General features: G+C 60.0%; 20 protein-coding genes. 6 read left to right on the forward strand and 14 right to left on the reverse strand.

Annotation, left to right across the window (positions count from 1 at the left end; translation table 11 throughout):
• Positions 1-4 precede the first annotated feature (4 nt).
• Complete coding sequence (locus DTW90_RS14480; RefSeq protein ID WP_149339186.1) at positions 5-1,243, reverse strand: MFS transporter; 1,239 nt, start codon at positions 1,241-1,243, stop codon at positions 5-7.
• Positions 1,244-1,569: 326 nt separating this feature from the next.
• Here DTW90_RS14480 and DTW90_RS14485 point away from each other — a divergent pair, with 326 nt between their 5' ends.
• Positions 1,570-2,442: a hypothetical protein gene (locus DTW90_RS14485; protein ID WP_149339188.1), complete on the forward strand. Its 873-nt coding sequence runs from the start codon at positions 1,570-1,572 to the stop codon at positions 2,440-2,442.
• Between the two features lie 153 nt (positions 2,443-2,595).
• Here the strand turns inward: DTW90_RS14485 and DTW90_RS14490 are convergent, their stop codons facing one another.
• The 6 genes from DTW90_RS14490 to DTW90_RS14515 all read right to left on the reverse strand — a co-directional run bounded on the left by DTW90_RS14490 (position 2,596) and on the right by DTW90_RS14515 (position 10,934).
• The gene (locus DTW90_RS14490) at positions 2,596-2,787 is read right to left on the reverse strand and encodes a hypothetical protein (RefSeq protein ID WP_149339590.1); all 192 of its coding nucleotides are present in this window, start codon (positions 2,785-2,787) and stop codon (positions 2,596-2,598) included.
• 146 nt (positions 2,788-2,933) lie between these two features.
• On the reverse strand, positions 2,934-3,833 hold the full coding sequence (locus DTW90_RS14495; RefSeq protein ID WP_149339190.1) for a uracil-DNA glycosylase: 900 nt from the start codon (positions 3,831-3,833) through the stop codon (positions 2,934-2,936).
• Between the two features lie 65 nt (positions 3,834-3,898).
• The gene (locus tag DTW90_RS14500; protein WP_149339192.1) at positions 3,899-5,188 is read right to left on the reverse strand and encodes an Hsp70 family protein; all 1,290 of its coding nucleotides are present in this window, start codon (positions 5,186-5,188) and stop codon (positions 3,899-3,901) included.
• 168 nt (positions 5,189-5,356) lie between these two features.
• Positions 5,357-8,473 carry an efflux RND transporter permease subunit gene (locus DTW90_RS14505; RefSeq protein WP_132517370.1) on the reverse strand — a complete coding sequence of 1,039 codons (3,117 nt, stop codon included), beginning with the start codon at positions 8,471-8,473 and terminating at the stop codon, positions 5,357-5,359.
• Complete coding sequence (locus DTW90_RS14510; protein ID WP_132517368.1) at positions 8,470-9,705, reverse strand: efflux RND transporter periplasmic adaptor subunit; 1,236 nt, start codon at positions 9,703-9,705, stop codon at positions 8,470-8,472. Before DTW90_RS14510 ends, DTW90_RS14505 begins: the two co-directional genes overlap by 4 nt.
• A gap of 440 nt (positions 9,706-10,145) precedes the next feature.
• The gene (locus DTW90_RS14515) at positions 10,146-10,934 is read right to left on the reverse strand and encodes an SDR family oxidoreductase (RefSeq protein WP_132517366.1); all 789 of its coding nucleotides are present in this window, start codon (positions 10,932-10,934) and stop codon (positions 10,146-10,148) included.
• 223 nt (positions 10,935-11,157) lie between these two features.
• Here DTW90_RS14515 and DTW90_RS14520 point away from each other — a divergent pair, with 223 nt between their 5' ends.
• The gene (locus DTW90_RS14520; RefSeq protein WP_149339194.1) at positions 11,158-12,822 is read left to right on the forward strand and encodes an electron transfer flavoprotein-ubiquinone oxidoreductase; all 1,665 of its coding nucleotides are present in this window, start codon (positions 11,158-11,160) and stop codon (positions 12,820-12,822) included.
• Between the two features lie 87 nt (positions 12,823-12,909).
• On the opposite strand, the gene DTW90_RS14525 is transcribed toward DTW90_RS14520, so the two are convergent.
• Entirely contained in the window at positions 12,910-13,812 is a 903-nt protein-coding gene (locus tag DTW90_RS14525; protein WP_149339196.1) for a DMT family transporter, read from the reverse strand.
• 145 nt (positions 13,813-13,957) lie between these two features.
• Here DTW90_RS14525 and DTW90_RS14530 point away from each other — a divergent pair, with 145 nt between their 5' ends.
• Positions 13,958-14,431 (forward strand): Lrp/AsnC family transcriptional regulator, encoded by a 474-nt coding sequence (locus DTW90_RS14530; RefSeq protein WP_149339198.1) that lies wholly within the window; start codon positions 13,958-13,960, stop codon positions 14,429-14,431.
• Between the two features lie 46 nt (positions 14,432-14,477).
• Here DTW90_RS14530 and mgtE read toward each other — a convergent pair whose 3' ends face one another.
• Together mgtE and DTW90_RS14540 are read right to left on the reverse strand one after the other, a co-directional pair.
• Positions 14,478-15,851, reverse strand: a complete 1,374-nt coding sequence (gene mgtE / locus DTW90_RS14535; protein ID WP_149339200.1) for a magnesium transporter — start codon at positions 15,849-15,851, stop codon at positions 14,478-14,480.
• Between the two features lie 351 nt (positions 15,852-16,202).
• Positions 16,203-17,216 (reverse strand): zinc-binding alcohol dehydrogenase family protein, encoded by a 1,014-nt coding sequence (locus DTW90_RS14540; RefSeq protein ID WP_149339202.1) that lies wholly within the window; start codon positions 17,214-17,216, stop codon positions 16,203-16,205.
• Between the two features lie 104 nt (positions 17,217-17,320).
• Between DTW90_RS14540 and DTW90_RS14545 the strand changes: the two genes are divergently transcribed.
• Positions 17,321-17,731: a helix-turn-helix domain-containing protein gene (locus tag DTW90_RS14545; protein ID WP_149339204.1), complete on the forward strand. Its 411-nt coding sequence runs from the start codon at positions 17,321-17,323 to the stop codon at positions 17,729-17,731.
• On the opposite strand, the gene DTW90_RS14550 is transcribed toward DTW90_RS14545, so the two are convergent.
• Positions 17,696-18,913 carry an MFS transporter gene (locus DTW90_RS14550; protein WP_149339206.1) on the reverse strand — a complete coding sequence of 406 codons (1,218 nt, stop codon included), beginning with the start codon at positions 18,911-18,913 and terminating at the stop codon, positions 17,696-17,698. The two genes, DTW90_RS14545 and DTW90_RS14550, sit on opposite strands and share 36 nt — an antisense overlap.
• Positions 18,914-19,363: 450 nt before the next feature.
• Between DTW90_RS14550 and DTW90_RS14555 the strand changes: the two genes are divergently transcribed.
• Positions 19,364-20,305: a diacylglycerol kinase family protein gene (locus DTW90_RS14555; protein WP_149339208.1), complete on the forward strand. Its 942-nt coding sequence runs from the start codon at positions 19,364-19,366 to the stop codon at positions 20,303-20,305.
• 58 nt (positions 20,306-20,363) lie between these two features.
• On the opposite strand, the gene DTW90_RS14560 is transcribed toward DTW90_RS14555, so the two are convergent.
• Positions 20,364-21,749 (reverse strand): glutamine synthetase family protein, encoded by a 1,386-nt coding sequence (locus tag DTW90_RS14560; protein WP_149339591.1) that lies wholly within the window; start codon positions 21,747-21,749, stop codon positions 20,364-20,366.
• Positions 21,750-21,852: 103 nt separating this feature from the next.
• Here DTW90_RS14560 and DTW90_RS14565 point away from each other — a divergent pair, with 103 nt between their 5' ends.
• Positions 21,853-23,220, forward strand: a complete 1,368-nt coding sequence (locus DTW90_RS14565; RefSeq protein WP_149339210.1) for an aspartate aminotransferase family protein — start codon at positions 21,853-21,855, stop codon at positions 23,218-23,220.
• Positions 23,221-23,253: 33 nt separating this feature from the next.
• On the opposite strand, the gene DTW90_RS14570 is transcribed toward DTW90_RS14565, so the two are convergent.
• Complete coding sequence (locus tag DTW90_RS14570) at positions 23,254-24,750, reverse strand: glycosyltransferase family 39 protein (protein WP_149339212.1); 1,497 nt, start codon at positions 24,748-24,750, stop codon at positions 23,254-23,256.
• The gene (locus DTW90_RS14575; protein WP_149339214.1) at positions 24,743-25,762 is read right to left on the reverse strand and encodes a glycosyltransferase family 2 protein; all 1,020 of its coding nucleotides are present in this window, start codon (positions 25,760-25,762) and stop codon (positions 24,743-24,745) included. The genes DTW90_RS14570 and DTW90_RS14575 overlap by 8 nt, the downstream gene beginning before the upstream one ends.
• Positions 25,763-25,830: the final 68 nt, after the last annotated feature.

The following is a 25,830-nucleotide window of genomic DNA, read 5'->3' on the forward strand; positions in this document are numbered from 1 at the left end:
CTAACTATTCGCTTGGCGATATCGCGGAACGTGGCGTCGCATCGGTCCCCCGGACCGGAATGGGCAGGGACTGAAAGCCCGTCTTTTCGATCCGGCCTTCATTCGCCTTGCGCATTGCCATGCGCCAGCCGGCATAGCCGGCGTAAAATGCAAAGACGAGGGCAAGGAACCACAGAAGTCCGGGGGGGCCGGCAAACTGCATCAAGGCGCCGCCGACGAGCGGTCCGGAAACCGTTCCGAGACCGTAAAGGATCATGATGCCGCTCGATATGGTCACATATTCGTCCGGCGCGGCGCGATCGTTCGCATGGGCGACGTTGATGGAATAGATCGGGTAGAGCATCGTGCCCACGAAGAAGCCGCCTATATAGAGAGCGACCTGCGACTCCACGCTGAGGAGCGTCATCGAAACACAGGCGACGACACCGACCACGCCGCAGACGATCATGACGATGCGTCGGTCGATCATATCGGAAATGCGCCCGATCGGCATTTGCGAAACCGCGCCGCCCGCCAGAACGCAGGAGAGAAGCGTGGCGCCCTGCGCCGTGTTCATCCCGATATTCTGCGTGTAGACACCGCCCAGGCTGCTCCAGGTGCCCGAGAGAGCGCCCGACAGAAGCGAGCCGACGAAGGCGATCGGCGACAGCCGGTATAGTTTCGGCAGGTCGAATTTGGCCTGGGCGATCGGCGTCGGTGATTGCGCCGTCGACAGGGCCGTCGGCAACATGGCAAGCGAGAAGATGACGCCGCAGAGGATGAAGAGATAGGTTGTCTTGGGATCGCCGAGCGGAACGAGATATTGGCCGCCGATCGACCCGACAAGGCAGGTGATCATGTAGACGGAAAAGATCGTCGCCCTGTTGTCGTTGGTGACACGCTCGTTGAGCCAGCTTTCAATGATGAGATAGCTTCCCGCTATGCCGAAACCGCTAATGAAGCGGAAGGCGATCCAGGCGCGCCAATCCACCATAAGCGCACAAAGCAGAACGCCGATGCAGAGCAGCGATATCAGCGCCCCGAAAACCCTGACGTGACCGACGCGCTGGACGAATTTGGGCGTAATGATACACGAGATCGTGAACCCGAACGTGTAGCCCGTTGCGATACAGGAAATCGTGAAGGTCGACCAACCTTCCGCGACAGAGCGGATCGGCACGACGAAGTTCATGAGACCGTAGCCAATCATCATCAACAGCGTTGACAACATGAGACTGGCGATCGAGACGAGGCTGACCAGCATGGGATTTCCAGTCTTTAAGAGGATGACCGCGTTCAGAGTGAACCTTGCTCTATCCTACGAACCAGGCGCGATCAATCGCGACAGGCACTGACGCAAGCGACATCATGGACGGCGAAGCACGTCTTCAAGACGGTCAGCGTTGCTCGGAGAACAGCGATAATTTATAAGTGAATGATCTTGCATGATCGGAGCTTTCGCACAATTATAGCATGCTATGTGATGCTCCGGGCTCCTGCCTGGAGTGGCATCTCGAACGAAAATATAAGCCGGACGTTCTTGTCCGGAAGAATTCTTTTGTGTGTTTTGGGCGCATGAGGAGGCCCATCTTGACGCTCCCAGCCGAGCAGATTGCTCGTCATCCCAATATCGTCCCCTCCCTTCGCTTTCTGGCGAAAACTCTGCGAGAGCGCTTTGACAATGGGCCGAGGCTCGCCCGTCTTCTCGCGTCCCATCAACGCTGGCTTCTGACGCAGGTTGCCTATGCGCTCCATCACGAGCGTGATCCGGCCCAGCCGTTTTCGGGGCTGACCACGGTGGGCCTGAGGGATGCGATCACCGAATATCGCGTCGCGAGCCGGAATACCGTTCTGAGTTTCATCGAAGAGTTGAAGACCTATCGCTTCATCCTCTCCCCTCCAGAGGAGGAGGGACGCCGTCCACGGCGATATGTGCCAACTGATGTCAGTCAGAAGGCGATGTTCGGATGGTGCCTTGCCAATCTGGCCGCACTCGATCTGCTCGACAACGGCAATCGCGCCGATGTCCTCTCCGCCAACCCGCACCTCATGCATCTCTTGCAGCCGCGGGTGGCTCGCAATTGCCTGAACGATCTTCGTTGGCGCGAGCCACCGGAGCGGGTAGGGCTCTTCCTGTGGACGGAAGCGGGTGGATTGGTGGTCGATCATCTGATCGCTAACCTCGATTGCCAGGTTCGGAACAATGAGCAGATTGATATCGGCCGGATCGACACGCGTGTTCTCGCCGGACAATTCATGATGTCGCGAACGCATCTGCAGCGACTGTTGCGGAAGGCCGCTGGTCGAGGCTGCGTCGGCTGGTACGATCCTCCGAAGAAAACGCAGCTGTGGATGTCACGCGATTTTCTCGACGAATATTGCGGCTGGCAGGCCGTCAAGCTTTCGATTGTCGACGAAGCCTTTGCCTGGGCGACCCAGAATATGGGCGCAAGCGGCACATAAAAAACGCCGGGCAAATTGCCCGGCGCTTGCGTGATGAAAAGGTCTACTGAAAATGCGAAAATAAAAAGGGCAGGATTTTCATCCTGCCCTTGCCGAAATCGCATTGGATTTCAGCTGCGCTTGGCCCTGCATGATGTTGGTGACAAGCACAGATCAGCACTCGCGAAAATCGGAGAAAATGGCTGTTGGACGGGCAACACGCGCGGAAATACCTGTGCCCCGGGCAATCAGCTGCTCATTGGCAGCGGAACCGATGCGGCGGTAGGTCTGGCTGTTGCGTGCCGATTCGCTGGCATGGCGGAGGGTTTCAAACCCACAATGGATAGGACGATAGCGTGCGGTCATGGCCTTGGTTCCTGACAATCGGGTTTCCTCCCAAGACACAACGCTAATATTGCAGTGCAGCATTGATTCTGCAATGTGCCCAAATGTGGTACTGCTATGCGAAAAATACATGGCTTGTTTCATTTTACTTTAATATTGCCGAAACTTTAGCCGGGGAATTCCGTCCGAACACGCGATTTGAACGCCAAAAGGTCGTTCCAGGCCAATCTCTTGTTGATTGGGGCGGTGAGCAATTCCTGTGGATGGAGGCTCGCCATGGCCGGTATCTTGGTTCCCGATATCCAGACGTCGCGCCACTGGCCACGAACCCCAAGAATCGTGTCATTGCCACCGAAGAAGAATCGCGCCGTGAAGTTGCCGAGCAGCAGCAGCACCTTCGGCTCCGCCAGCGTGATTTGCCGATCGATGAAGGGCCGGCATATTTCCATTTCCGGTACCGAGGGCGCACGGTTACCCGGCGGCCGCCAGGCAATGACGTTCGTCAGCATGATCTGCTGGCGATCAAGGCCGATAGCCCCGAGCATACGATCCAGCATCTGCCCGGCCTTCCCGGCGAAAGGAATTCCTTCGCGATCGTCGTCGGCGCCAGGCATCGGCCCGATCACCATGATGCGGCTTTCCAGATCGCCGGTCGCAAAGACGGTCGAGCGGGCGCTATTCTTGAGATTGCAGCCATTGAAGGCTTCCAGCGCTGTCTTCAGTTCGCTGAGCGAGCGTGCGCTCTCGGCGGCGAACCTTGCCTGCTCGATCGCCTGGTCGTCGGGAATGGCTGGCGCATTGCGCGATTGTGGTGAGGCCGAAGGTGCCGGTTGGCGTTCGGCGGGCCGGCGTTCCGTCTGCGCGCGAGCGGCTGACGCAGGCGCCTGCGACGGCGCGTCAATTCTCGGCTGGCTTGCGCGCGCACCCTGCCGCGTCAGCTTCATTGCTTCGAATTCCGCAAAGCGGTCGACGGGCTCTTCCTCCAACAGCCAGTCGACGCCGGCATCCGCATGGAAATGCAGAAGTGCGGCGAGTTCGGCCGGGGATAGGTCGCTGGCGGAGATCATGGGCAGAGTCTATCGAAGTGCCGGCAGGTAGGGAAGGGCGTCTTCACCCGCCAACGCTCTGTTCCCTATGCGGTCCACTGGGTGATGTCGTCGCGTTCGCCGATGAGCGCCAGACCGTGGGCGATGGACAGCAGCTCACCGCCGGTCTCGATGCGATCGGCGTCGAAGCGCTCGGTGAAAATGCGCCGCACGGCAGGAACGAACGATGTGCCGCCCGTGAGGAAGATCTTGTCGATATCGCCCGCGGCCGTGTTGGTCTTCTCCAGAATGTCGTCCAGCGCGCCTTCTATCCGTGCCAGATCATCGACAATCCAGCTCTCGAAATCGGCGCGACGTACCGTCTTGCGCCCGGCGGCCCCGAGCGGCGGGAAATTGAACTCTGCTTCGTCAGTCGCCGATAGCGCCATCTTCGTCGCCGAGACGGCCTGGTAGAGCGGATAGCCTTCGTCGTGATCGACAAGCTCGATGAAGGTCTCCAGCTTTTCCGGTTCCATGCTGGTGCGCACCAGCTTCCTCAATTCTGCAAACTCACGCGAGGTCTTGAAGATGGAAAGCTGGTTCCAGCGGCCGAAATTCGCATAGTAGGAGGAGGGGACATCCAGCAGCTTGTCGAAACTCTTGAACTGGCTGCCCTTGCCGATCTCCGGCGAGACGATGTTATCGATCATGCGGAAGTCGAAATGGTCGCCGGCTACACCGACACCCGAATGGCCGATCGGCTGCGCCGTCAGCTTTCCGGCCTTGGTCTCGAAGCGGATGAGCGAATAGTCCGTCGTACCGCCGCCGAAGTCGGCAACCAGGACCGTCGCATCTGATTTCAGGTTCTGGGCGAAATAGAACGCGGCGGCGACGGGTTCGTAGACATAGTGGATCTCCGGAAATCCGAAACGCGATAGGGCTTCGTTATAGCGCTGGGTGGCAAGCGCCGGATCGGGGTTGGCGCCGGCAAAATGGACTGGCCGGCCGGTAACGATGCGGCCGATGCCCGATGGCCAGCCTTCGCCTGCATAGGCGCGGAGCCGGCGCACGAAGATTTCCATCAGGTCTTCAAAGGAGTGGCGCTTGGCAAAGATCAAGGTCCCCTGAAAGAGGGCGCTTGCCGCAAAGGTCTTGATCGACTGCAGGAAGCGGCAGTCGCCTGGATTGTCGATGAACTGCCGGATCGCGGCATGCCCCGCCTCGACCTTCAGCGCAGAGGCGCCGAGATCAGGATCCTTCATGAAGGACAGCGCGGTGCGCATGCTGTCTGCCGTACCCGCCGTGCTGGTGAACGCGACCGACCGTGTGTCGCGCCCGTCGGCAAGCGCCAGCACCGTATTCGTCGTACCGAAGTCAAAACCCAGTGCCTGAGCCATGCTCGCACTCCTTACTGCCAAAAATGTCTGGAAGGGGAACGGAGCCCCGGAAAAGGCGAGACGCGCCTTTCATCAAAGAGGGCGCGTCATGGCATGGCTAAGCTTCAAGCGCAAGGCTCAAACAAAACGGGCGCCGAATGGGCGCCCGTTCGATGATGTATTCCCGTCTTACTCCGCCGCGATGGCGGTCGGAACGTGTTCTTCCGGCTCCTGGTGCTTCTTGCGGCCGAGGCGGCCGACGAAATTGTTCAGTCGGTTCATCTCGATGAAGATGACAGGGGTGATGAACAGCGTCAGGACCTGCGAGACGACCAGACCGCCGACGACAGCGATACCGAGCGGCTGGCGCAGCTCCGAGCTCGCACCACCGCCGAGCGCGATCGGCAGAGCGCCGAGCAGAGCGCAGAACGTCGTCATCATGATCGGGCGGAAACGGCGCACGCAGGCTTCGTGGATCGCCTCGATCGGCGATATGCCCTCGGTCGATCGCAATGTTTCCAGCGCCACGTCGATCATCATGATCGCGTTTTTCTTCACGATACCGATCAGCATCAGCAAGCCGATGAGAGCGATGACCGAGAGGTCGAAGCCGAAAAGCTTGAGCGCGAGCAGTGCACCGAGAGCGGCAGCCGGCAGACCGGAAAGAATGGTCAGCGGATGGATGAAGCTCTCGTAGAGAACGCCGAGCACCACATAGATCGTCAGAACGGCCGCCAGGATCAGGTAAGGCGTGCTGCCCTGCGACTGCTGGAAGATCTGTGCCGTGCCGCCGTATGACGTGAAGACGTCAGCCGGCATGTTGATGTCCTTCTTGATCTGTTCGATCACGCCGGTTGCGTCGCCAAGCGGTTCGCCGGCCGGCAGGTTGAAGGACACGGTGGTTGAAACGAGCTGGCCCGTCTGGTTGATCGTTACCGGTCCGGTATTGCGTACGATGTGCGCAAAGGCCGACAATGGAACCTGCTCACCCTTCGAGGACGTGACATGGATGCGCGACAGTTTCTGGTCGTCCCAGGGCTGGTTGGCATCGTATTCGATGATCACGTCATAGCTGTCGCCGGTCGACTGGATCTGCGCAGCTGCGTAGTCGGAGAAGGCCTCTTCGAGCGTCGTGCGCAGCAGGTTGTTGTTGATCCCGTAGGCGGCTGCCTTTTCCATGTCGACGACGACATTGGCCTGAAGCGCGTTGTACTGCGCATCGGTGGTCACGTCGGTAAACCGCGGATCCTTGCGCATTTCTTGCAGCATCTTGTTGGCCCACTGGTTCGTCAGGTCAGCATTGAGGGCCTGGATGATGAGCTGATACTGGCTGGCGGTCTGGCGTCCGCCAAAGCGCAGGCTCTGCTGCGGGTTGATGAAGACCTGGATGCCCGGAATCTGCGACACCGCGGCGCGCATTTCACGCAGCGTTTTGTCGAGCGGCTCGCGATCCTTCTTATCCTTCAACTGGGCATAGATCGTGCCGTTGTTGAGGGTTTGGCGAGCGCTGGCGCCGACAACCGACATCACATGCTCGACAGCCGGATTTGCCTTGATCGCGGCCGCGGCCTGGTTTTGCAGATCACGCATGGCCGGATAGGAAATATCCTGGCGAGCACGGGTCGAGATTTGCAGGCGACCGATGTCTTCCTGTGGGAAGAAGCTGGCCGGCAAGGTGACGAAGAGATAGGCGGACAGAGCCACCGAGGCAAGAAAGCATCCAATCACCGTGACGCGATGGCGAAGACACCATTCGACGCCCTTGCCGTAATTCACTTCAGTCCAGTTGAAGCCCTTGTTGAACAGTCGGACAGGCAGGGGAGGATGGCTGTGGGCGCTGGAGAGACGCGAGCCAAGCATTGGCGTGACGGTCAGCGAAACGATGGCCGAAGAGACGATGGCAATCGCCACGACCATGCCGAACTCGTTGAAGATGCGGCCGACGACACCGCCCATCAGAAGGATGGGGATGAAGACCGCGATCAGCGAGATCGACATTGAGATGATGGTGTAACTGACTTCAGCCGCACCCTTCAGGGCTGCCTGCCGCACAGGCATGCCTTCTTCCATATGCCGGAGAATATTCTCCAGCATGACGATCGCGTCGTCCACCACGAGGCCCACGGCGATCGTCAATCCGAGCAGTGAGATGTTGTCGACGCTGTAGCCGAGCACATACATCATGCCGAAGGTCGAGATCAGCGATAGAGGCACGGCGAGGCCGGGAATGATCGTTGCCGTAACGTGGCCCGTGAACAGGTAGATGACAAGAACGACGAGGCCGATGGTCAGCATCAACGTGAACTTGACGTCGGAAATGGCCTCGCGGATCGGCTGGGCCGAGTCGTTCATGACGGTCATTTTGACGGAAGCCGGCATTTCGGCGCTCAGCTTCGGCAACGTCTTGTAGATGGAGTCGACGACATCAACCGTATTGGCGTCCGGCTGGCGCTGGATAGCCAGGATGATCGCCCGCTGGCCATCGTACCAGCTGCCGATATTCTGATTTTGGACGCTGTCCTGCACATCGGCGACATCGCCGAGATGGATAGGATTGCCGTTGGGATTGGCGATAACCAGCGTGCGAAACTGGTCGGCGTTGACGCGCTGCGTATCCGCATTGATCGTCATGCTTTGCGCGGCATCTTGCAGCGTACCAACCGGGACCTGGTTGTTGGCGTTGACGACGGCGCTATTGACCGAATCGATACCGATACCGCGATCGAGAAGCTTGTTCGGATCGACGTCGATACGCACGGCATAGGTCTGCGCGCCGTTTACGTTCACTTCGGCAACGCCCGGCAGTGTCGAAAGCGATGGAGCGATGATGTTCTCGGCGATATCGTCGAGCTTGCTGCGCTGAAGCGTATCGCTTTGTACGGCGATGAGCATGACCGGCGCATCGGCAGGATTGGTCTTCCTGTAGCTCGGCGGCGTGGTCAGATTGTTCGGTAGTTTCCGTTGTGCGGTCGAGATCGCCGCCTGCACGTCGCCTGCGGCGGCGTCGATGTTGCGGTCGAGGTTGAACTGCAGCACGATGCTGGTATTGCCGAGCGAGTTCGTCGAGGAAATTTCGCTGATGCCCGGGATCGTCTCGAACTGCTTGATGAGCGGCGTGGCGACCGATGTCGCCATGGTTTGCGGCGAGGCCCCTGTCAGCTGGGCCGAAACGTTAATCGTCGGGAAGTCCACCTGCGGCACCGCCGCGACGGGGATGAGCTGGTAGCCGGCGAGACCGGCCAGAACCACGCCGATGGCAAGAAGCGTTGTGGCGACCGGTCGCTGGATACAGAAGGCTGGGATCATTGCTGTGCTCCAACTGCGATGGTTTCGGTCTTGCCATCATCGGCCGAGGCGACCTTCTCGCTCGGATTGTCGCTGAATTGTTCCTTGACCTCGGTGCCGTTGTTCAGCTGCGACTGGCCCTCGACGACGACATGGTCGCCGACCGAGAGGCCCGTAGCGACGGCCGTGCGGCTGCCGTTGGCGCGCGCAATCGTCACCGGCGTGACCTTGACCTTGTTGTCCTTCACCACGAAAGCGATGTAGCCATCCGGTCCGGGGCTGACCGCAACGGTCGGAACAACGACTAACTGCTCGTTGTCGGCAAAATGGACCATGACGTTCGCGGAGCGTCCCGGCCATAAAGCGCCGTTGGCGTTCTCGAAGGTTGCCTTGACGGCGATCGTTCCGGAAGCCTGGTCAACCGTGTTGTCATAGAAGGTGATCGTTCCGGTACGGGCCTTGCCCTGCGCGGAGCGTGGAACGGTGGTGACCTTGACCGGGCCTGCGGCCATCTGCTCCTGCAGTTCGCGCAGGTTGTTTTCCTGCATGGTGAACTTGATGTATGCCGGATCGTACTTGCTGATGGTCACGACTGCGGTGCCGGGGTTGACATAGGCGCCAAGGCTCAACTGAACGTCGCCGAGGCGGCCGTCATAGGGCGCGCGGATATCGGTGTGTTCGAGGAGAACCTGATCCGAAGCAATCTGTGCCTGGTCGGCGTTCACGGTCGCGACGGCTGCGTCTCGCGCGCCGCGGGCTTCGTCGGCGGTCGCCTGAGTGCCGGCATTGCTGGTGAGCAGGCTATTTGCGCGGGTCAATGCCGTTTCGGCTTGGGCCAGGTTTGCCTGGTCTTTGGCAAGATTTGCCTGGTCCTTGGTGACGGCAGCTTGCGCTGTGCGCGGATCGAGCTTGGCGATCAGATCGCCGGCCTTGACGGTCGCACCGTCCTTAACCGCGATCTGCGTGATCAGCCCGGCTTCTTGCGCCGCGATCGTCGTCGAGTCGATCGGCACTACCCATCCGGTCGCCGAAACATCGATCGGCAGCGCGGTCTTGACAGCGGCAACCGTCTTTACACTGATCGGCCCGGCCTGTTTGGCCTTAGACTTGGAGGCGGTGGTCGTGTCGCCGCTTTTCGTCGCAGCAGACGCTTTGTCGATGAGCGCTGAGACGTAAGGAATGCGATCGCGGTAGGACCAAACCGCGAAGGCGGCAACAATGAGAATGCCGAAGGTAAGCCAAAATTTCTTCATATTTAAGAACCGGTCGAGGCGAGTTGTGGGGCGCAAGCGGTAACCGGCAATTTGACTTTTTGCGGCGCAAAACAAATTACAGGCCGCCACAGCCAATCACATCGCCACCAACCACCATTCTGGGACAATTTTCTCATCCCTATAACGTCAAATTATGAACGCTAGTTCACGCTCAACTTAACACAGTTCACCCAGCCGAAAAATTAAAGCTTGGAAAGCTTTGGTGGGCGCGGTCATGTTGCGGTGCATCATCCGGACGATAAAAAGCTCCGGTTTTTGATGCTGAAACTGTCATTCGAAGCGCTTCAAAGGCCTCTTAAGGCGTCAATTGTCATTCAAATGGATGGCTGCAGCTCCGAATCTGCGCCGGAGCGGCAATATGATTGCAAGGCGGCGGGCAGGGCGCCGCCCTTCACATTTTCGAGATATCTCGGTGAGAATCAAACCGATCGGGCCGCACCTCCGTCGCAGCGGATCATTGCGCCGGTGATGTAGCTCGCCGGCTCGCTGCACAAAAAGGCGGCGGTAGCGGCAAATTCGTCGACTCGCCCATAGCGTCCGGCGGGGATTCGAGCCTGCCTTTCGGCGCGAATATCGTCCATGCTTCTACCCGTGCGCTTGGCGTTCGCAGTGTCGATGTCGTTAAGGCGGGCAGTGGCGATGCTTCCCGGCAGGAGCATATTGGCCGTTATACCGTGGCTCGCAACCTCGCTTGCAAGCGTCTTGCTCCAGCCGGCGAGAGCCGGTCGCATGGTGTTGGAGAGCGCCAGGTTCGTGATCGGCTCGATGATCCCGGAGGACGCGACGGTCAGGATACGGCCCCAACCCTGCTTCTTCATGCCGGGCAGCAGGCTGTTCGTCAGCGAGATGATGCGTGCGACCATGGAGATGAAGTAGGTTTCCAGCTTCTCCTCCGTCATGTCCTCGGTCGTGCCCGGTGTCGGGCCGCCGCTATTGTTGACGAGAATATCAAGGCCGCCGAACTTGTCGGCAACGCCCCTGCCGACGGTCGCAATGAAATTCTCGTCTGTGAGGTCAGCCCATATCCAGTCGGCTCTGCCGTGGCCCTCGGCATTGATTGCCGCGCAGTTTGCCTCAAGGATCTCGCCGCTGCGGCCGCAAAGCAGCACATTTGCCCCCTCCCGCGCCAGCGCGACGGCAATGCCATGACCGAGGCCCTTGGAAGAAGCCAGAACGAGTGCGCGTTTTCCCTTTATACCGAGATCCATGACGGGGCCTTTCTCTGCGAAATCCAACTTCGATATCAGGGAATTTATGATCGAGGCGGGCAGACATTGAAAGGGCATATGCGGGCGATTGTGCCCACCACTTTCATCAGGTGCGAATTGAGCCATTGCCTGTCGCTTGACGGCTCGACAATCCCTTTATGTTTTGACAAGAGATAAAGCCAAAACGGGGAAATGGGGTCGCATACGACCGGCGGAGATCTGAATGACCGAAGCAAGTGAACTGCCCGAACGCGAGAGCATGGAATTCGACGTTGTGATCGTTGGTGCAGGCCCGGCCGGCCTGTCGGCTGCGATACGCCTGAAGCAGGTCAATCCGGATCTGACCGTCGTCGTGCTCGAGAAGGGGGCGGAAGTCGGCGCGCATATTCTTTCCGGCGCCGTCGTCGATCCCATCGGCATCGACCGCCTGCTGCCCGGCTGGCGCGAAGAGGAGGGGCATCCCTTCAAGACCGAAGTCACCGCCGACCATTTCCTGTTTCTCGGTCCGGCCGGATCGATCCGCCTGCCGAATTTCATCATGCCGCCGCTGATGAGCAATCACGGCAATTACATCGTCTCGCTCGGAAACGTCTGTCGCTGGCTGGCCGAAAAGGCCGAAGGTCTCGGCGTCGAGATCTATCCGGGCTTTGCCGCAACCGAAGTCCTTTATAATGACGAAGGTGCCGTCATCGGCGTTGCGACCGGCGACATGGGCATCGAGAAGAACGGCGAGCCCGGCCCCAACTACACGCGCGGCATGGAGTTGCTCGGCAAATATGTGCTGATCGGCGAAGGCGTGCGTGGCTCGCTGGCCAAGCAGTTGATCGCCAAATTCGACCTGTCGAGGGATGCCGAGCCCCAGAAATTCGGCATCGGCATCAAGGAACTCTGGCAGGTGAAGCCGGAAAACCACAAGCAGGGTCTCGTCCAGCATTCGTTCGGCTGGCCGCTGGACATGAACACAGGCGGCGGCTCCTTCCTTTATCATCTGGAAGACAATCTCGTCGCCGTCGGCTTCGTGATGCACCTGAACTACAAGAACCCCTATCTCTATCCCTTCGAAGAATTCCAGCGCTTCAAGACACATCCGGCGATCCGCGGCACATTCGAAGGTGGCAAGCGGCTCTCCTATGGCGCCCGCGCCATCACCGAGGGCGGCTATCAGTCCGTGCCGAAACTGACCTTTGCCGGCGGCGCGCTGATCGGCTGCTCGGCCGGCTTCGTCAACGTGCCGCGCATCAAGGGCAGCCACAATGCTGTACTCTCGGGCATGCTGGCCGCCGACAAGATCGCGGCAGCGATCGCGTCGGGCCGCGCCAACGACGAGGTCATCGAGATCGAGAACGAGTGGCGCTCGTCGGCGATCGGCAAGGACCTGAAGCGGGTGCGCAACGTCAAGCCGCTCTGGTCGAAGTTCGGCACGCTCGTCGGCATCGGCCTTGGCGGCCTCGACATGTGGACGAACCAGCTCTTCGGATTCTCCTTCTTCGGCACGCTGAAGCATGGCAAGACGGACGCCCAGTCGCTGGAGCCGGCCGCCAAGCACAAGAAGATTGCCTATCCGAAGCCGGATGGCGTGCTCACCTTCGACCGCCTGTCCTCGGTGTTCCTGTCGAACACCAATCACGAGGAGAACGAGCCGGTCCATCTGAAGGTGAAGGACATGGCGCTGCAGAAGTCGTCCGAGCACGACATCTTCGCAGGTCCGTCGACCCGCTACTGTCCGGCCGGCGTCTATGAATGGGTGGAGAAGGACGGCAAGGAAACCTACGTCATCAACGCCCAGAACTGCGTCCACTGCAAGACCTGCGACATCAAGGACCCCAACCAGAATATCAACTGGGTCCCCCCGCAGGGCGGTGAGGGGCCGGTCTATCCGAATATGTAATAGACGCGCTTCGCGAGAATAACGACGACGGGCCGCTTTGTTTTTTCGGCCCGTTTTACGCTTGAGATATTCGCTGGAGATGCAGCGCTACCGCTTGCTCAGAATTCCTGTCGACAATGCCACCCCCGCGCCGGTGATGACGGCGGCGGCAATCTCGGCAAAACCGATCTCTTCGCCGAGCAGCACGCCGCCTCCGATCGTTGTCAGCACCGGCGTGATCGCGGTGAAGGTCGCTGCCTGTGTGCCGCCGAGCCGCTGCACGGCAATGCCGTAGGCCACGGTTGCGGCAAGCCCTGACAGCAATCCTTGGCTCAGCGCCTGCAGACCGATCTCCGGAAGCGGCACCTCCATCAGCGATGTGCCGAAGACGAAGGCCAGCGCCAGATTGATCAGGAAGGACCAGATGGCGATCAGTGCGCTTGCCTGGATGGCGGTGAGGCCGGAGCGACGGAATGCATGGGTGTAGCAGGCCCAGAGAACGGCGCCGGCGGGAAGCAGGATGAAGCTCGTTCCGGGAAGGCTCGCATCGGAAAGGCTGCGCAAAAGCAGGATCGTGACGCCGACGACAATTGCCCCAAGGCCAACCCAACGCGTGATATCGGGGCGCTCCTTGAAGAGCACGACGCCGATCAGCGCGGTTGCAAGCGGCATCGAACCACCGAGAAGAATGCCGGCGGAGGCCGCGGGCGTGGAATGGATCGCGTGCGTCGTCAACTGGAAGAAGACCGCCCCGGCACCAGTGACCATCAGCGCCAGGATTTTCAACGGAACCTGCTTCGGCAGCAGACCGGTCTTCAGCCAGACCGGCGCGAGAACGATCGCCGGAATGCCATATCGGATGAGCCCGATGTCGATCGTCCCAAGCTTGGTCGCGGCGCTGTGGCGCGTGGCGAGAATCCAGGTGGCCCAGATCAGCACGGTCACGGCCCCGCCGACATAGCCTGCGGCGGGAGACGAAGACTTCTCGGTCGAAAATGTCAGAGCGCTCATCGATCTACTCCTTTTCTCCATCCGGATCCTGTCCGGTCGAAGAAAAAGATACTGCCAATGGGCAGGGCATGTCCTTGCTATCTATGGCGTCAAAATCGTGCTATCAGCAATGATCTGCCAAATTCTATCATCAGAATTACAAAAGATGCCAAATCTGGATAAGTTCGATCTCGCCATCCTGAAATGCCTGCAGGAGGATGCGCGCGCCACCAATGTCGAGATTGCGGAAAAGGTAAACCTTTCGCCGTCGCCTTGTCTGCGCCGTATTCGTAACCTCGAAAAATCGGGCGTCATCCGCGGCTACCGTGCGGACATCGACCGAAAGGAGGTCGGTCTCGGATTGACGATCTTTGTCGAATTGAAGGTAGCACATCACACCCGCGAAAATTCCGAGGCGCAGCAGGCGGCGCTGCTGGCCATCCCGGAGATCGTCTCCTGTTTCCTCATATCGGGAACGGCGGATTTCTTGGCCGAAGTGGTCGTGGAAGATCTGGCTGCCTATGAGCGGCTGCTGACCGAGACGTTGCTGACTTTGCCGAACGTCAGCGACATTCGCTCGAATTTTGCTATCCGTACCATGAAGACGGGCGGCGTGCTCAAGCTGCCGGAAGGCGCATGAAAAAAGGGGCCGTCTCCGGCCCCTTCGAAATCCCGTTGGATTGAGATCAGAGCAGCGTGCCGCTGAGGATCAGCAAGGCCACCGAGAAGTAGATGACCAACCCGGTGACGTCGACCAGCGTTGCGACGAAGGGCGCAGATGCCGTTGCCGGATCGAGACGCAGCTTCTGCAATATGAACGGCAGCATCGAGCCGGAGAGAGAGCCGAACGTGACGATGCCGACAAGGGCGGCAAAGACCGTCAAGGCGACCAGCTGCCAGTGCGGACCGTAGTCGTAGAGGCCGGTCTGCTGCCAGAAGATGACGCGTGCCATGCCGACGATGCCGAGGATGGCGCCGAGCACGATACCGCTTGGAATTTCGCGCAGCAGTACCCGCCACCAATCGGAGAGCTTCAACTCGCCGACAGCAAGTGCCCGGATGATCAGCGACGTTGCCTGCGAACCTGAGTTGCCGCCAGAGCTCATGATCAGCGGAATGAAAAGCGTTAGCACGACGGCCTTCTCAAGCTCGCCTTCGAAATGCTGCATGGCGCTTGCCGTCAGCATCTCGCCGAGGAAGAGGGCACAGAGCCAGCCGGCGCGCTTGCGGATCATGCCGGCGAAGCTGATTTTCATATACGGCTTGCCAAGGGCTTCCATACCGCCGAAACGCTGTGCGGATTCGGTGGTGTCGGCAATCATCGTGTCGATCACGTCGTCGACCGTGACGATGCCGAGCACGTGACCGTTTTCATCTGTGACGGGCAGGGCAAGAAGATCGTGCTTGCGGATCAGGCGAGCAACGTCCTCCTGGCGCATCAGCGGGCTGGCCGTGATAGGCGTACCCTTCTGGGCGATCGAGAGAATGCAGGCATCGGCCTGACCCGTGATCAGACGACGCAGGGTAACCACATGCAGCAGGGCATGCGTGTCGTCATCCAACACATAGATCGCATAAACGGTTTCGCGCGAACGCTCCACCTGGCGAACGTGATCCAGCGTCTGCGCAACGGTCCAGCTGGCATAGACGCTGACGAATTCCGTCGTCATGATGCTGCCTGCCGTGCGCGGCGGATAGCCCATCAGGTGCGAGATCGCGACCTGGACGGGCTCATCGAGCCGGGAAAACAGGCGAGCGCGGATGTCGTCGTCCATTTCGAGCAGCACGTCTGCAACGCGGTCATTCGACATGCCGTGAAGCAGTTTGGCTGCCGCATCGGCGCTCATATGCGCGAGCACGGGTGCTGCATTGCGCAGTTCCGGCCGGTCGAGGACCGCAACGGCCCGTTCCAGCGGCATGTGCGAAATGGTGCGAGCGGCTTCAGACACGCTAACCGCGTTCAGCGCCTCAACGCGTTCCGCGATCGAAGTGCCGCGGGTGTTGCCCATGAGGGCGCGGGCAGCGTTACCAGCCCGGATAGGAAAGCTGTTGATGTTCATATGCTCGCCTTTCTGTCGATCCGCCGTCGCAGCAGATCGTGGCGAGCCGACAGGAGTCGGTCAGAGCACGAACGCCGCGGACGGCAAAGGCAATCGACTACTACTGTCGCTAGGCATCGTGAGATGGCTCCGGTTAATCGGTATGAAAAACTGCATGTTCTCCACGTGGCGATAGGTCGCTCCGATATCGTGAAAAGTCAAGAGACGGAGTGGGTTAATGCCAGAATGTCGCAGCGTTTTTTTAGTTTGGCGGCTAACAGCCTGAACCGAGGATTAAATTTCTGTTTCCAAAAGGTAAAAACGCAATCCGGCCGCGTTTGTTCCGGCGGCCGGACAGCTCAAGGGTGAGGGTCAGAAGCCGGCCAGAACGACCTTGCCCTTCATCTTGCCGCTCTCGACGAGGGCATGCGCCTTCTTCAGATTCGCGGCATTGATCGTGCCGACAGTTTCCGTCAGCGTCGTCTGGATTTTGCCCGCATCGACAAGCTCGGAGATCTTGTTGAGGATCTTGTTTTGCTCGATCATGTCGGGCGTGCCGAAGAGCGGGCGGGTGAACATCAGTTCCCAATGGGTCGAGACCGCCTTGCGCTTGAACGGCATGACATCCATCACCTTCGGGTCGTCGATCAGGGCAAAGCGGCCCTGCGGCGCAATGGCTTCGACGATATCGGCGATGTGCCGATCGGTATTGGTCGTCGAGAAGATGAAGCCGGGTGCGCCGATACCGAGTGCCGCGATTTGCGGGGCGATCGGCTTGGAATGATCGACGACATGATGAGCGCCATGCTCCTTCACCCAGGCCTGGGTTTCCGGCCGCGAGGCGGTGGCGATGATCGTGAGGTCGGTCAGGGTGCGGGCGATCTGGATGGCGATCGAACCGACGCCGCCGGCGCCGCCGATGATCACGATCGCATTCGCTGCACCGGAAACGGGGTCCTGGACCTTCAACCGGTCGAACAGCGTCTCGTAGGCCGTGATCGATGTCAGGGGCAGGGCGGCCGCTGCCGCAAAGTCGAGGCTCCTCGGCTTGACGCCGACGATGCGCTCGTCGACCAGCTGGAACTCGGCATTGGAGCCCGACCGGTTGATGACGCCCGAATAGAACACCTCGTCGCCGACCTTAAAGAGGCTGGCATCAGACCCGACGGCCTTGACGACGCCGGCGGCGTCGAAGCCGAGCACGCGTGCCTGGCCCGATTCGGGCGCGGCGTTTGCGCGAACCTTCACATCGACGGGATTGACGGAAACGGCTTTCACTTCGACCAGAAGGTCACGGCCTCGGGCTTCCGGGACTGGCAGCTCAATGTCGATCAATGAGGTCTCGGCGGAAATCGGTTGCGGGGTCTTGTAGGCGACGGCGCGCATGGGAAGAACTCCTGTGTTTGTTGCACGGAGGCTAGATGCGACTTATGTTCGATAAGCGCAAGAATGCACAAATTCTGTACGTAGTACCAAAAAGGATACCGTCAATGTCGCTCCCCCGCGCCAAGCTGCTCAAGAATTTCCCGGGCTGTCCGGTCGAGGCGACACTGAGTTTTCTCGATGGAAAATGGAAGGGCGTCATCCTGTTCCACCTCATGGACGGCACGCTGCGCTTCAACGAATTGCGGCGCAAGCTGCCGGCCGTCACGCAGCGCATGCTCACGAAGCAATTGAGGGAGCTGGAAGAGTCCGGTCTCGTGTCCCGGACCGTTTATCCCGTTGTCCCGCCACGCGTGGAATATGCGCTGACGCCGCTGGGAGAGACGTTGAAGCCCGTCATACTGGCTTTAGCGGCTTGGGGTGACGAATATGTCTTCTGCCGCCCGGACGGGCGCCACATCCGCGACGTTACCGCGGAAGGCTCATGCGGTCCGGCCGTTGCGCTCCAGGGAAACTGAAATCACAAACACGACGAGGCCGGCAGCGGAGAGGATCGCGCCGACATAACCCGTCGCAGCGGCGGTCAGGCCCCAGGAAATCACGAGACCTCCGAGCCATGCGCCGACGGCGTTCGCGATGTTGAATGCCGAATGATTGGATGCGGCAGCCAGGGTCTGGGCGTCGGCGGCGACGTCCATCAGTCGCGTTTGAACGGCCGGGCAGGCGGTAAAGCCGCAGCCGACGAGGAAGACGCAGAGGCAGAGCATGATCGGATTTGCGGCGGTCAGGGCAAAGAGTGCCATGATGAAGATGTTGAGCGCCATCATGCCGCCGATCGTTCCCTTCAGCGAAATGTCGCCAAGGCGCGAGCCGACGATATTGCCGACATTCATGCCGATGCCGAAGAGCGCCAGCACGACGGGGATCATTTCGGGTCCCAGACGCGCGACGTCGGTCGTTGCCGTAGCCACGTAGCTGAAGATCGCAAACATGCCGCCGAAGCCGATCGCTGCGACGCCAAGCGTCAGCCAGACCTGTATGCGGCGGAGCGCTCCAAGTTCACGGGCGATGCTGGCGCCTTCCTCGACTTTGTCGCGCGGCAGGAACAGGGCAATCAGCAACATGGTCACGATGCCGATGCTGCCCACCATCATGAAGGCGGCGCGCCAGTTTAAAAGCTGACCGAGGAAAGTTGCGATCGGCGTACCGATCAGCGTAGCGATGGTAAGGCCGAGCATGACCTGGCCGACGGCGCGGACGCGGCGCTGAACGGGCACCATCGAAGCGGCCACCAGCGCCGCGACGCCGAAATAGGCGCCATGCGGCAGGCCGGTGATAAAGCGCAGGATGGTGAAGCTTTCAAAGGTCGGGGCAAGCGCGCTGGATATGTTGCCGATCGCAAAGATCGCCATCATCAGAAGCAGCAATGTGCGTCGCGCCATCTTTGCGGCGAGAACTGCGATGACAGGGGCGCCAATGACGACGCCGAGCGCATAGGCGCTGATCACATGGCCCGCCTGCGGCGTGGTAACGCCGAACGTGTCGGCGACATTGGGCAGCAGGCCCATGATCACGAATTCGCCGGTGCCGATGCCGAAGCTTCCGACCGCAAGCGCAAGCGTGACAAGCGCGATTGCAGTGCCAGAAGGGGCTTCCGCCACGCTTGCCGAATCGAGTGTTTCAACTGCGATATCGCTCACGGCTGCTCCTTGGCGCTTGTCATGCAAATATCGTCTGAAGCGAGCCGATCGTTACGGTTGGCGGGCTGGGACGACATATTGGAAAAATGGTTGGGAAGGCGCAAAACGCCCTAATAAGACTTATGATTCACGGGCTTGTCGCTGTCGTGTGCATTTTTTGCAGTGCAGTATGGCGCTCGGTGCATAAGTGCCTTGCGCTGGTGCAGCGACCTCCGGTTGATTCTTATCGTGAAAGGAATGGGTCAACTGCTTGAAATGGCTGTTGGGGAGACCATTTCTCCAGATGTATCGAAGGAGTGGGTTGTCCTTCAGATGCGCCAGGCTCCTGCAGAATTCCTTTGAAACGGCATCGATCGAAGGATGAAATTGTGGAGCAGATTGAAAGTGTCACGGCTGCCCTGCGCGTCATGTTTGGCGTGGGCGCTGGGCTGAGGAAAACCGGGATCCTCGATGAAACTGATCGGCTTTTTCAATCGCGACGGCGGTACGTTCAGGACAACTGACATGGCTGTCTATGAGCAGAGGGCGGAACAGGTTTTTCGCGAGGCGGGCCACGATTTCGAAGGCATCGTAATCGCCGGCAGGGATATCGTCCCTGCAATGCAGCGCGCCGCCCGACGTGACGATATCGATGGCATCGTCGCCGGCGGTGGGGATGGAACGATTTCGGCGGCCGCCAGCGTTGCCTGGAGAAACGGCATTGCGCTCGGCGTCATCCCGGCCGGCACGATGAACCTCTTCGCCCGCTCGCTGCGCCTGCCGTTGGACATATGGAATGTTCTCGACGTGCTGGCCTATGGCGATGTCGAACATGTCGATATTGGCAGCGCCAACGGCAGGCCCTTCATCCACCAGTTTTCGGCGGGCATGCATGCCCGCATGGTCCGGTACCGCAACAACTTCACCTATCGGTCCCGCATCGGCAAGATGTCGGCAAGCATGCGCGCCGCCTTCGGCGTCGTGTTCAATCCTCCGGAATTCGATGTGGAGTTCTGCGCTGACGAAATTCGCGAGCGCCGGCATGTTTCCGCGATATCGGTGTCCAATAATCCGTTCGGACAAAACACGCTGTTTTATGCCGACGACCTGACGACAGGCACGCTCGGTTTCTACACCGCAAAGCCCATGAAGCCCTTAGGCGTAGCCCGCCTGGCCGTCGACATGTTGCGCGGCCGCTTTCGCGAGAATGCCGACCTCAAGGTGATGCATACGCAAATGCTGGACCTGCATTTCCCGAAAATGAGTCCCAAGGCCAACTGTGTCATGGATGGCGAACTCTCACCGCTGGCACAGGACGTTTCCTTAAGGGCGCATCCAGGCGAACTGAAGGTGATGGTAAGGCAGGGGACTGCGAGACGGCTGGCCCGGGAAGCGGAAAGCGAAGCCGTCTAGAGCAATTCCAGCAAAAGTGTCATGCGGTTTGCGTTCGGAAATGCTCTGGGCACGCCGATCAGAGTCGCGGCAGGTAGGTCCGATAATCAAAGTCCGACACCGTTCGCAGATGACGCACCGCCTCCTTGTATTTGGTGTCGCCATAGAGTCGTTGATAGCGATCGCCAAAGATGTCGGTAATGAAGACGGACGCGCGAAGACGCTCGACGGCAGTCAGGAAGTCGTGAGTCAGTTTTGGCGCATCTGTTGGCACATGGCTCGGCGTCGTCTCCTCGCCGGGATCTAGATCGCATTCCAGCCCGCGGAGAATTCCGCCAAGAATTGCTGTCAAGACCAGATAGGGATTGGCGTCGGCGCCGGCCACCCGGTGTTCGATTCGTGCCCCAGGTCCATTCTGTTCGGGGATACGAACGGCGGTGCCGCGATGGCCAAAGCCCCAGGTCAGATCGATTGGTGCGAAGGAGCCCGGCTGAAAGCGCCGGTATGAATTGGCGAAGGGCGCGAAAACCAGCTGTGCATCCTGCAATGTCTGCAGCAGCAGGCCGGCGCAGATGGACTTCAGCTTGGTTGGCTCTCCACCCGCTGCATCCAGGATGTTGCGGCCCTGCTCGTCGATGACGCTGACATGCACATGCAGGCCGGATCCGGCGTGGTCCGTATAGGGTTTGGCCATGCAGGTGGATTTGAAACCATGCCGCCGCGCTGCCTGCTCGGCAATCCGCTTGAGCAGGATGCAATCGTCAGCGGCAGCCAATGTATCGGCGCGATGCAAAAGGTTCACTTCGAACTGGCCGGGGCCGAACTCAGCAGTGGTCGCATCCGCCGGCAGGTTCTGCGCCTTCGCATAGTTGCGCAGCGTTTCCAAATAGTCGTCGAGCAGGTCGACCGCATCCATGTCGTAGAGCTGGAAGCCATTCGGTTCGCCGCGATAGGTCAGCTTTGACGGCGGCGAGGGGATGCCGCGCTCGCGCCAGCCATCCTCGACAATGTAGAATTCCAGTTCCGTCGCGACGACAGGCGTCAGCCCCATCGCCTTGAAGCGGTCGACCATCGCAGACAGGATGGCGCGAGGATCCATGAAGCTCGGCCGGCCGTCGAGTTCGTACATGCTTGCCAGCACCTGCCGCGATCCCGCCGCAGCCCAGGGCATGTCGACCAGGGTGCGCGGATCGGCAACGCAGGTTCCATCCGGATCGCCGATTGTCAGCGACAGCCCGGTCAGATCGTCATTGTCGTCGCCCCAGATGTCGAGCGATTGCGTCGACAGCGGCAGGCGGACGCCGCCCTCCCAAATCTTCTTTTCGGCATCGATCGGCAACTGCTTCCCGCGCAACCGGCCATTCATGTCGATCGTCAGCACCTCGATCCGAGGCATGCCGCCACCTGTCTTTCCAGTTGCAGTTCCATCCGACATGCTCTTGAAAATCCCCCTTGCCGACGTCATGGTCGTAAACGATCGGGATCGGCCTTTCAATTCCGCCTTTCCGAACAGACTCCCGGGAGCGAGCCGCCCCAAGGCCAAGCAGATCGAAGGATTGTTGCAAACGATGTCCGACACAAGCCGCCCGTCCAACCTCGCCGCCGTCGACGCCGCCCACCATATCCACCCCTTCACCGATATGAAGAAGCTGAACGCGGAAGGCACGCGCATCATCGAGCGCGGGGAGGGCGCGCATATCTTCGACGCGACGGGAAGGAAATATCTGGATGGCTTTGCCGGCCTCTGGTGCGTCAACATCGGCTATGGCCGCACGGAGATTGCCGAGGCCGTGGCGCGGCAGATGAACGAGCTTCCCTACTACAACCTCTTCTTCGGCACGACGACGACACCCACGACCCTGCTCTCCGAAAAGGTCTGTGCCCATGCCGGACCGCATTTCAACCATGTCTTTTTCACCAATTCCGGCTCCGAGGCCAACGATACCTGGTTCCGCATGGCCCGCGTTTACTGGAGCGCCGTGGGCAAGCCGACGAAGAAGATCGTGATCGCAAGGCGCAACGCCTATCACGGCTCGACTGTCGCCGGCGCCAGCATGGGCGGCATGAAATACATGCACGAGCAGGGCGACCTGCCGATCCCAGGCGTCGTTCACATCAACCAGCCCTACTGGTATGCCGAGGGCGGCGATCTCACGCCAGAAGAATTCGGACTGAAGGTCGCAAGGGAACTGGAAGAGAAGATCGACGAAGTCGGCGAGGACAATGTCGCCGCCTTCGTCGCCGAGCCGATCCAGGGCGCTGGCGGCGTGATCATTCCGCCCCCGACCTACTGGCCGGAAATTGCCCGCATCTGCAAGGCACGGGACATCCTTCTGGTCGCCGACGAAGTCATTTGCGGTTTCGGTCGCCTCGGCGAATGGTTCGGCTATCAATATTATGGCGTCGAGCCCGATCTCGTCCCCGTCGCCAAGGGCTTGTCGTCAGGCTACCTGCCGATCGGCGGCGTGCTGATCAGCGACCGCATCGCCGACGTGTTCATCAACGAGGTCGGTGAGTTCAATCACGGCTTCACCTATTCCGGCCATCCGGTCTGCGCCGCTGCGGCTCTTGAGAACCTGCGGATCATCGAGGAAGAGCGGCTCGTCGAGTATGTTCGCGACGATATCGGTCCCTATTTCGCCAAGGCCTGGGGCAGTCTCGCGGATCACGATATGGTGGGCGAGGCTGTCAGTGTCGGGCTGATGGGTGCACTGCAGCTTGCGGCCGACAAGAAGACCCGCCGCCGCTTCGCCAAGCCGGACGCCGCCGGCTCGGCGGTCCGCAATCACGCGCTGGCAAACGGGCTTGTACTGCGCGCGACCTCCGACCGCATGCTCGCGTCTCCACCGCTGATCATCAGCCATGAAGAAGTAGACACGATGGTCCGCATCGCCCGTCAGGCGCTCGATGCTGTTTGGCAAGAGCGGCGAGCCTGAGGCTTCCCGCTTTATCCCGGGCATCCCGCGGTCTTACTTCGGATAGACCCACGAATAGTAAAAGCGGTAAGTATCGCCATCCCGCCCGTGGATATAGGGAACTTGCGCTTGCCTGACTGCTGGGGCGGCATAATCCGGGCCTAGAGTGTCGTGCAGCCACGCGGTCAGCGTGGCTGGCATGTCATCCGCGCCCTTCCTCGGCAGCCAGGCAAGCAGGATGGGCTTGTCGGCTGTCCACTGGTAGCCGACCTTGAGGTTCGAGAAGAACATCGACATAACAGGCACATCGGGAACCTGCAGGCGCAGATTGCCAGCGGGCAACCAGTCGTCGGTCAGGACCAGACCCGGCTTCTTGCCTTCTTCGGTGACGACCTGCTGCATGAAGGCGGCATAAGGCACGTTATAGGCTTCGTAGGACTTGAAGAGCCCGGGGAAAGTCACCCGTGCCAGCAGAAGCGTCGGGATGATCAGCATCATCGCCAGCGGGACATAGACGAAGCGCTTGGCGAAATCCTCGCCTCTGACACCCGCGATCTCCATCTTCCGGCAAAGATAGATCGGCAGCAGGAACAGAAAGGGCAAAAGCCAGCGGTCGCGCAGCGCCGTCATCCCGATGCCGAGGATCAGCACCAGCACCAGCAGTCCGATGACCAGCAGCAGCGTTTCGAAGAAACGCGTCCATTCGTCCGTCTGACGCAGGTTGCCAAAGAGCGTCTTGCCGAAGACCAGCGAATAGAACACGAGCGTTGGCGCGCAGATGACCGCCACCAGTTCGATGAATTCGAGCGGCCCCTGGATGATCTTTATGAAGCCGTCCTTCGGCGCATTCTGCTCCATGATCCCGAGCGTCCGGCCGGATGCGAGACCGAGGTTGTGGATGAGCCACAGGCCATGCGGCAGAAAGATGAGAAGTGCCACGACGACCGTCAGCAGGAAACGCTTGTCGAACAGCCGCGCTCTGCCTTGCGGATGCAGCCAAACGGCGACAAGGGCGGCGGCCGCCAGCAGCGCGAAATTGTATTTCGACAACATGCCGAGGCCGAGCGCGGCGCCCGTGATGAGATAGGTCGCCAGCGACGGCGCCTTCAGGGTGCGGATGATGCCGTAGAGGAAGAGGTTGATCGTCAGCAGCTGCGCGACGGTGTGGGTAAGATCGCGCTGTGCCTCCCAGAAAAACTGCGGAATGGTCAAAAGCGACAGCGTCGCGATGACGGCAAAGACCTTGTCTGACAGAACCAGCCGCGCCAGCTTGTAATAGGTCAGGTAGATCAGGAACAGGACGATGTTCTTGACGATCGAGATCGCCGCCAGCGACAGGCCGAACATCGATATGAACAGCGTCTGCAGCCAGTTGTAGAGCGGCGGCTGAGAATCGTAGCCGAGCGTCAGCCATTGCGAGAAGAAGACCTGCTGCGACTCGTCGTAGCGCATGCTGTGCGGCATCGCCATGCGCGTCAGGAATTCGAGCACGAAGTAGCCGGCGATCAGAAGAATGACGGCATCTGGTCGGCGGACCAGAAGTTTATGCATCCTTATTATCCCGATCGAAGATCTTGCGGACGATGTAGTTTGGCGATGCGTCGTCGCGATAATAGGTGCGCGCGATCATTTCGGCGAGGATGCCGGTCGTGATCATCTGCACGGACCCGAGCAGCAGGACCACGCCGACCAGCAGCAGCGGCCTGTTGCCGATATCGTCGCCGAAGATGAACTTCGAAACGAAAAGCCACAGCAGGATCAGCACCGAAAGCGCACCGAGCCCAAGCCCGAGCGAGCCGAAGAAATGGCCTGGCCGCGCCTTGTAGCGCATGAAGAACATGACCGAGAGCAGGTCGAGGATCACGCGGAAGGTACGCGAGATGCCGTATTTCGACTTGCCGTGCTGGCGGGCATGGTGCGTGACGACCATCTCGCCGATGCGCGAGCTCGGGACGACGCCCGCGACCCAGGCCGGGATGAAGCGGTGCATCTCGCCCATCAGCTTCACCTGCTTGATGATCGAGGCGCGGTAGATTTTCAGGCTGCAGCCGTAATCGTGCAGCTTCACGCCGGTGATGCGGCCGATCAGATAGTTGGCGCACCAGGACGGGATCTTGCGAAGAAACAGGCCGTCCTGCCGGTTCTGACGCCAGCCGACGAGCAGGTCGAGTTCTCGCCGCTCCAGCTCCGCCACCATCGAAGGGATGTCCTTCGGATCGTTCTGCAGGTCGCCATCCATGGTGGCGATCAGCCGGCCGGTTGCTGCATCGATACCAGCCTGCATGGCCGCCGTCTGGCCGAAATTGCGCTGCAGCTCGATGATGCGAAGAACCAGGCCTTCCTGGCCGAGAGCACGGCGAGCGTTGACGAGGGTGGCATCCGTGCTGCCGTCATCGACAAGGATCAACTCCCAAGGCCTGGAAAAATCGACCATCGCCGAAGTGATGCGCTCGATCAGCGGCCCGACGCTTTCTTCCTCGTTGAAAACCGGCACGACCAGCGAAAGCTCGACCGGGCCCGCTGCATCCGTAACTACCCGGATAGACTCTGCCGTTGTCTGCAACTCTTCTTTCTCCTAAAAGACCGTCAAACGGTCGGACGGATTGAGCGGTATGTCCGGCTGCCAGCCGC

The sequence above is a fragment of the Neorhizobium sp. P12A genome, from assembly GCF_008365395.1.
Taxonomy (GTDB): domain Bacteria; phylum Pseudomonadota; class Alphaproteobacteria; order Rhizobiales; family Rhizobiaceae; genus Rhizobium.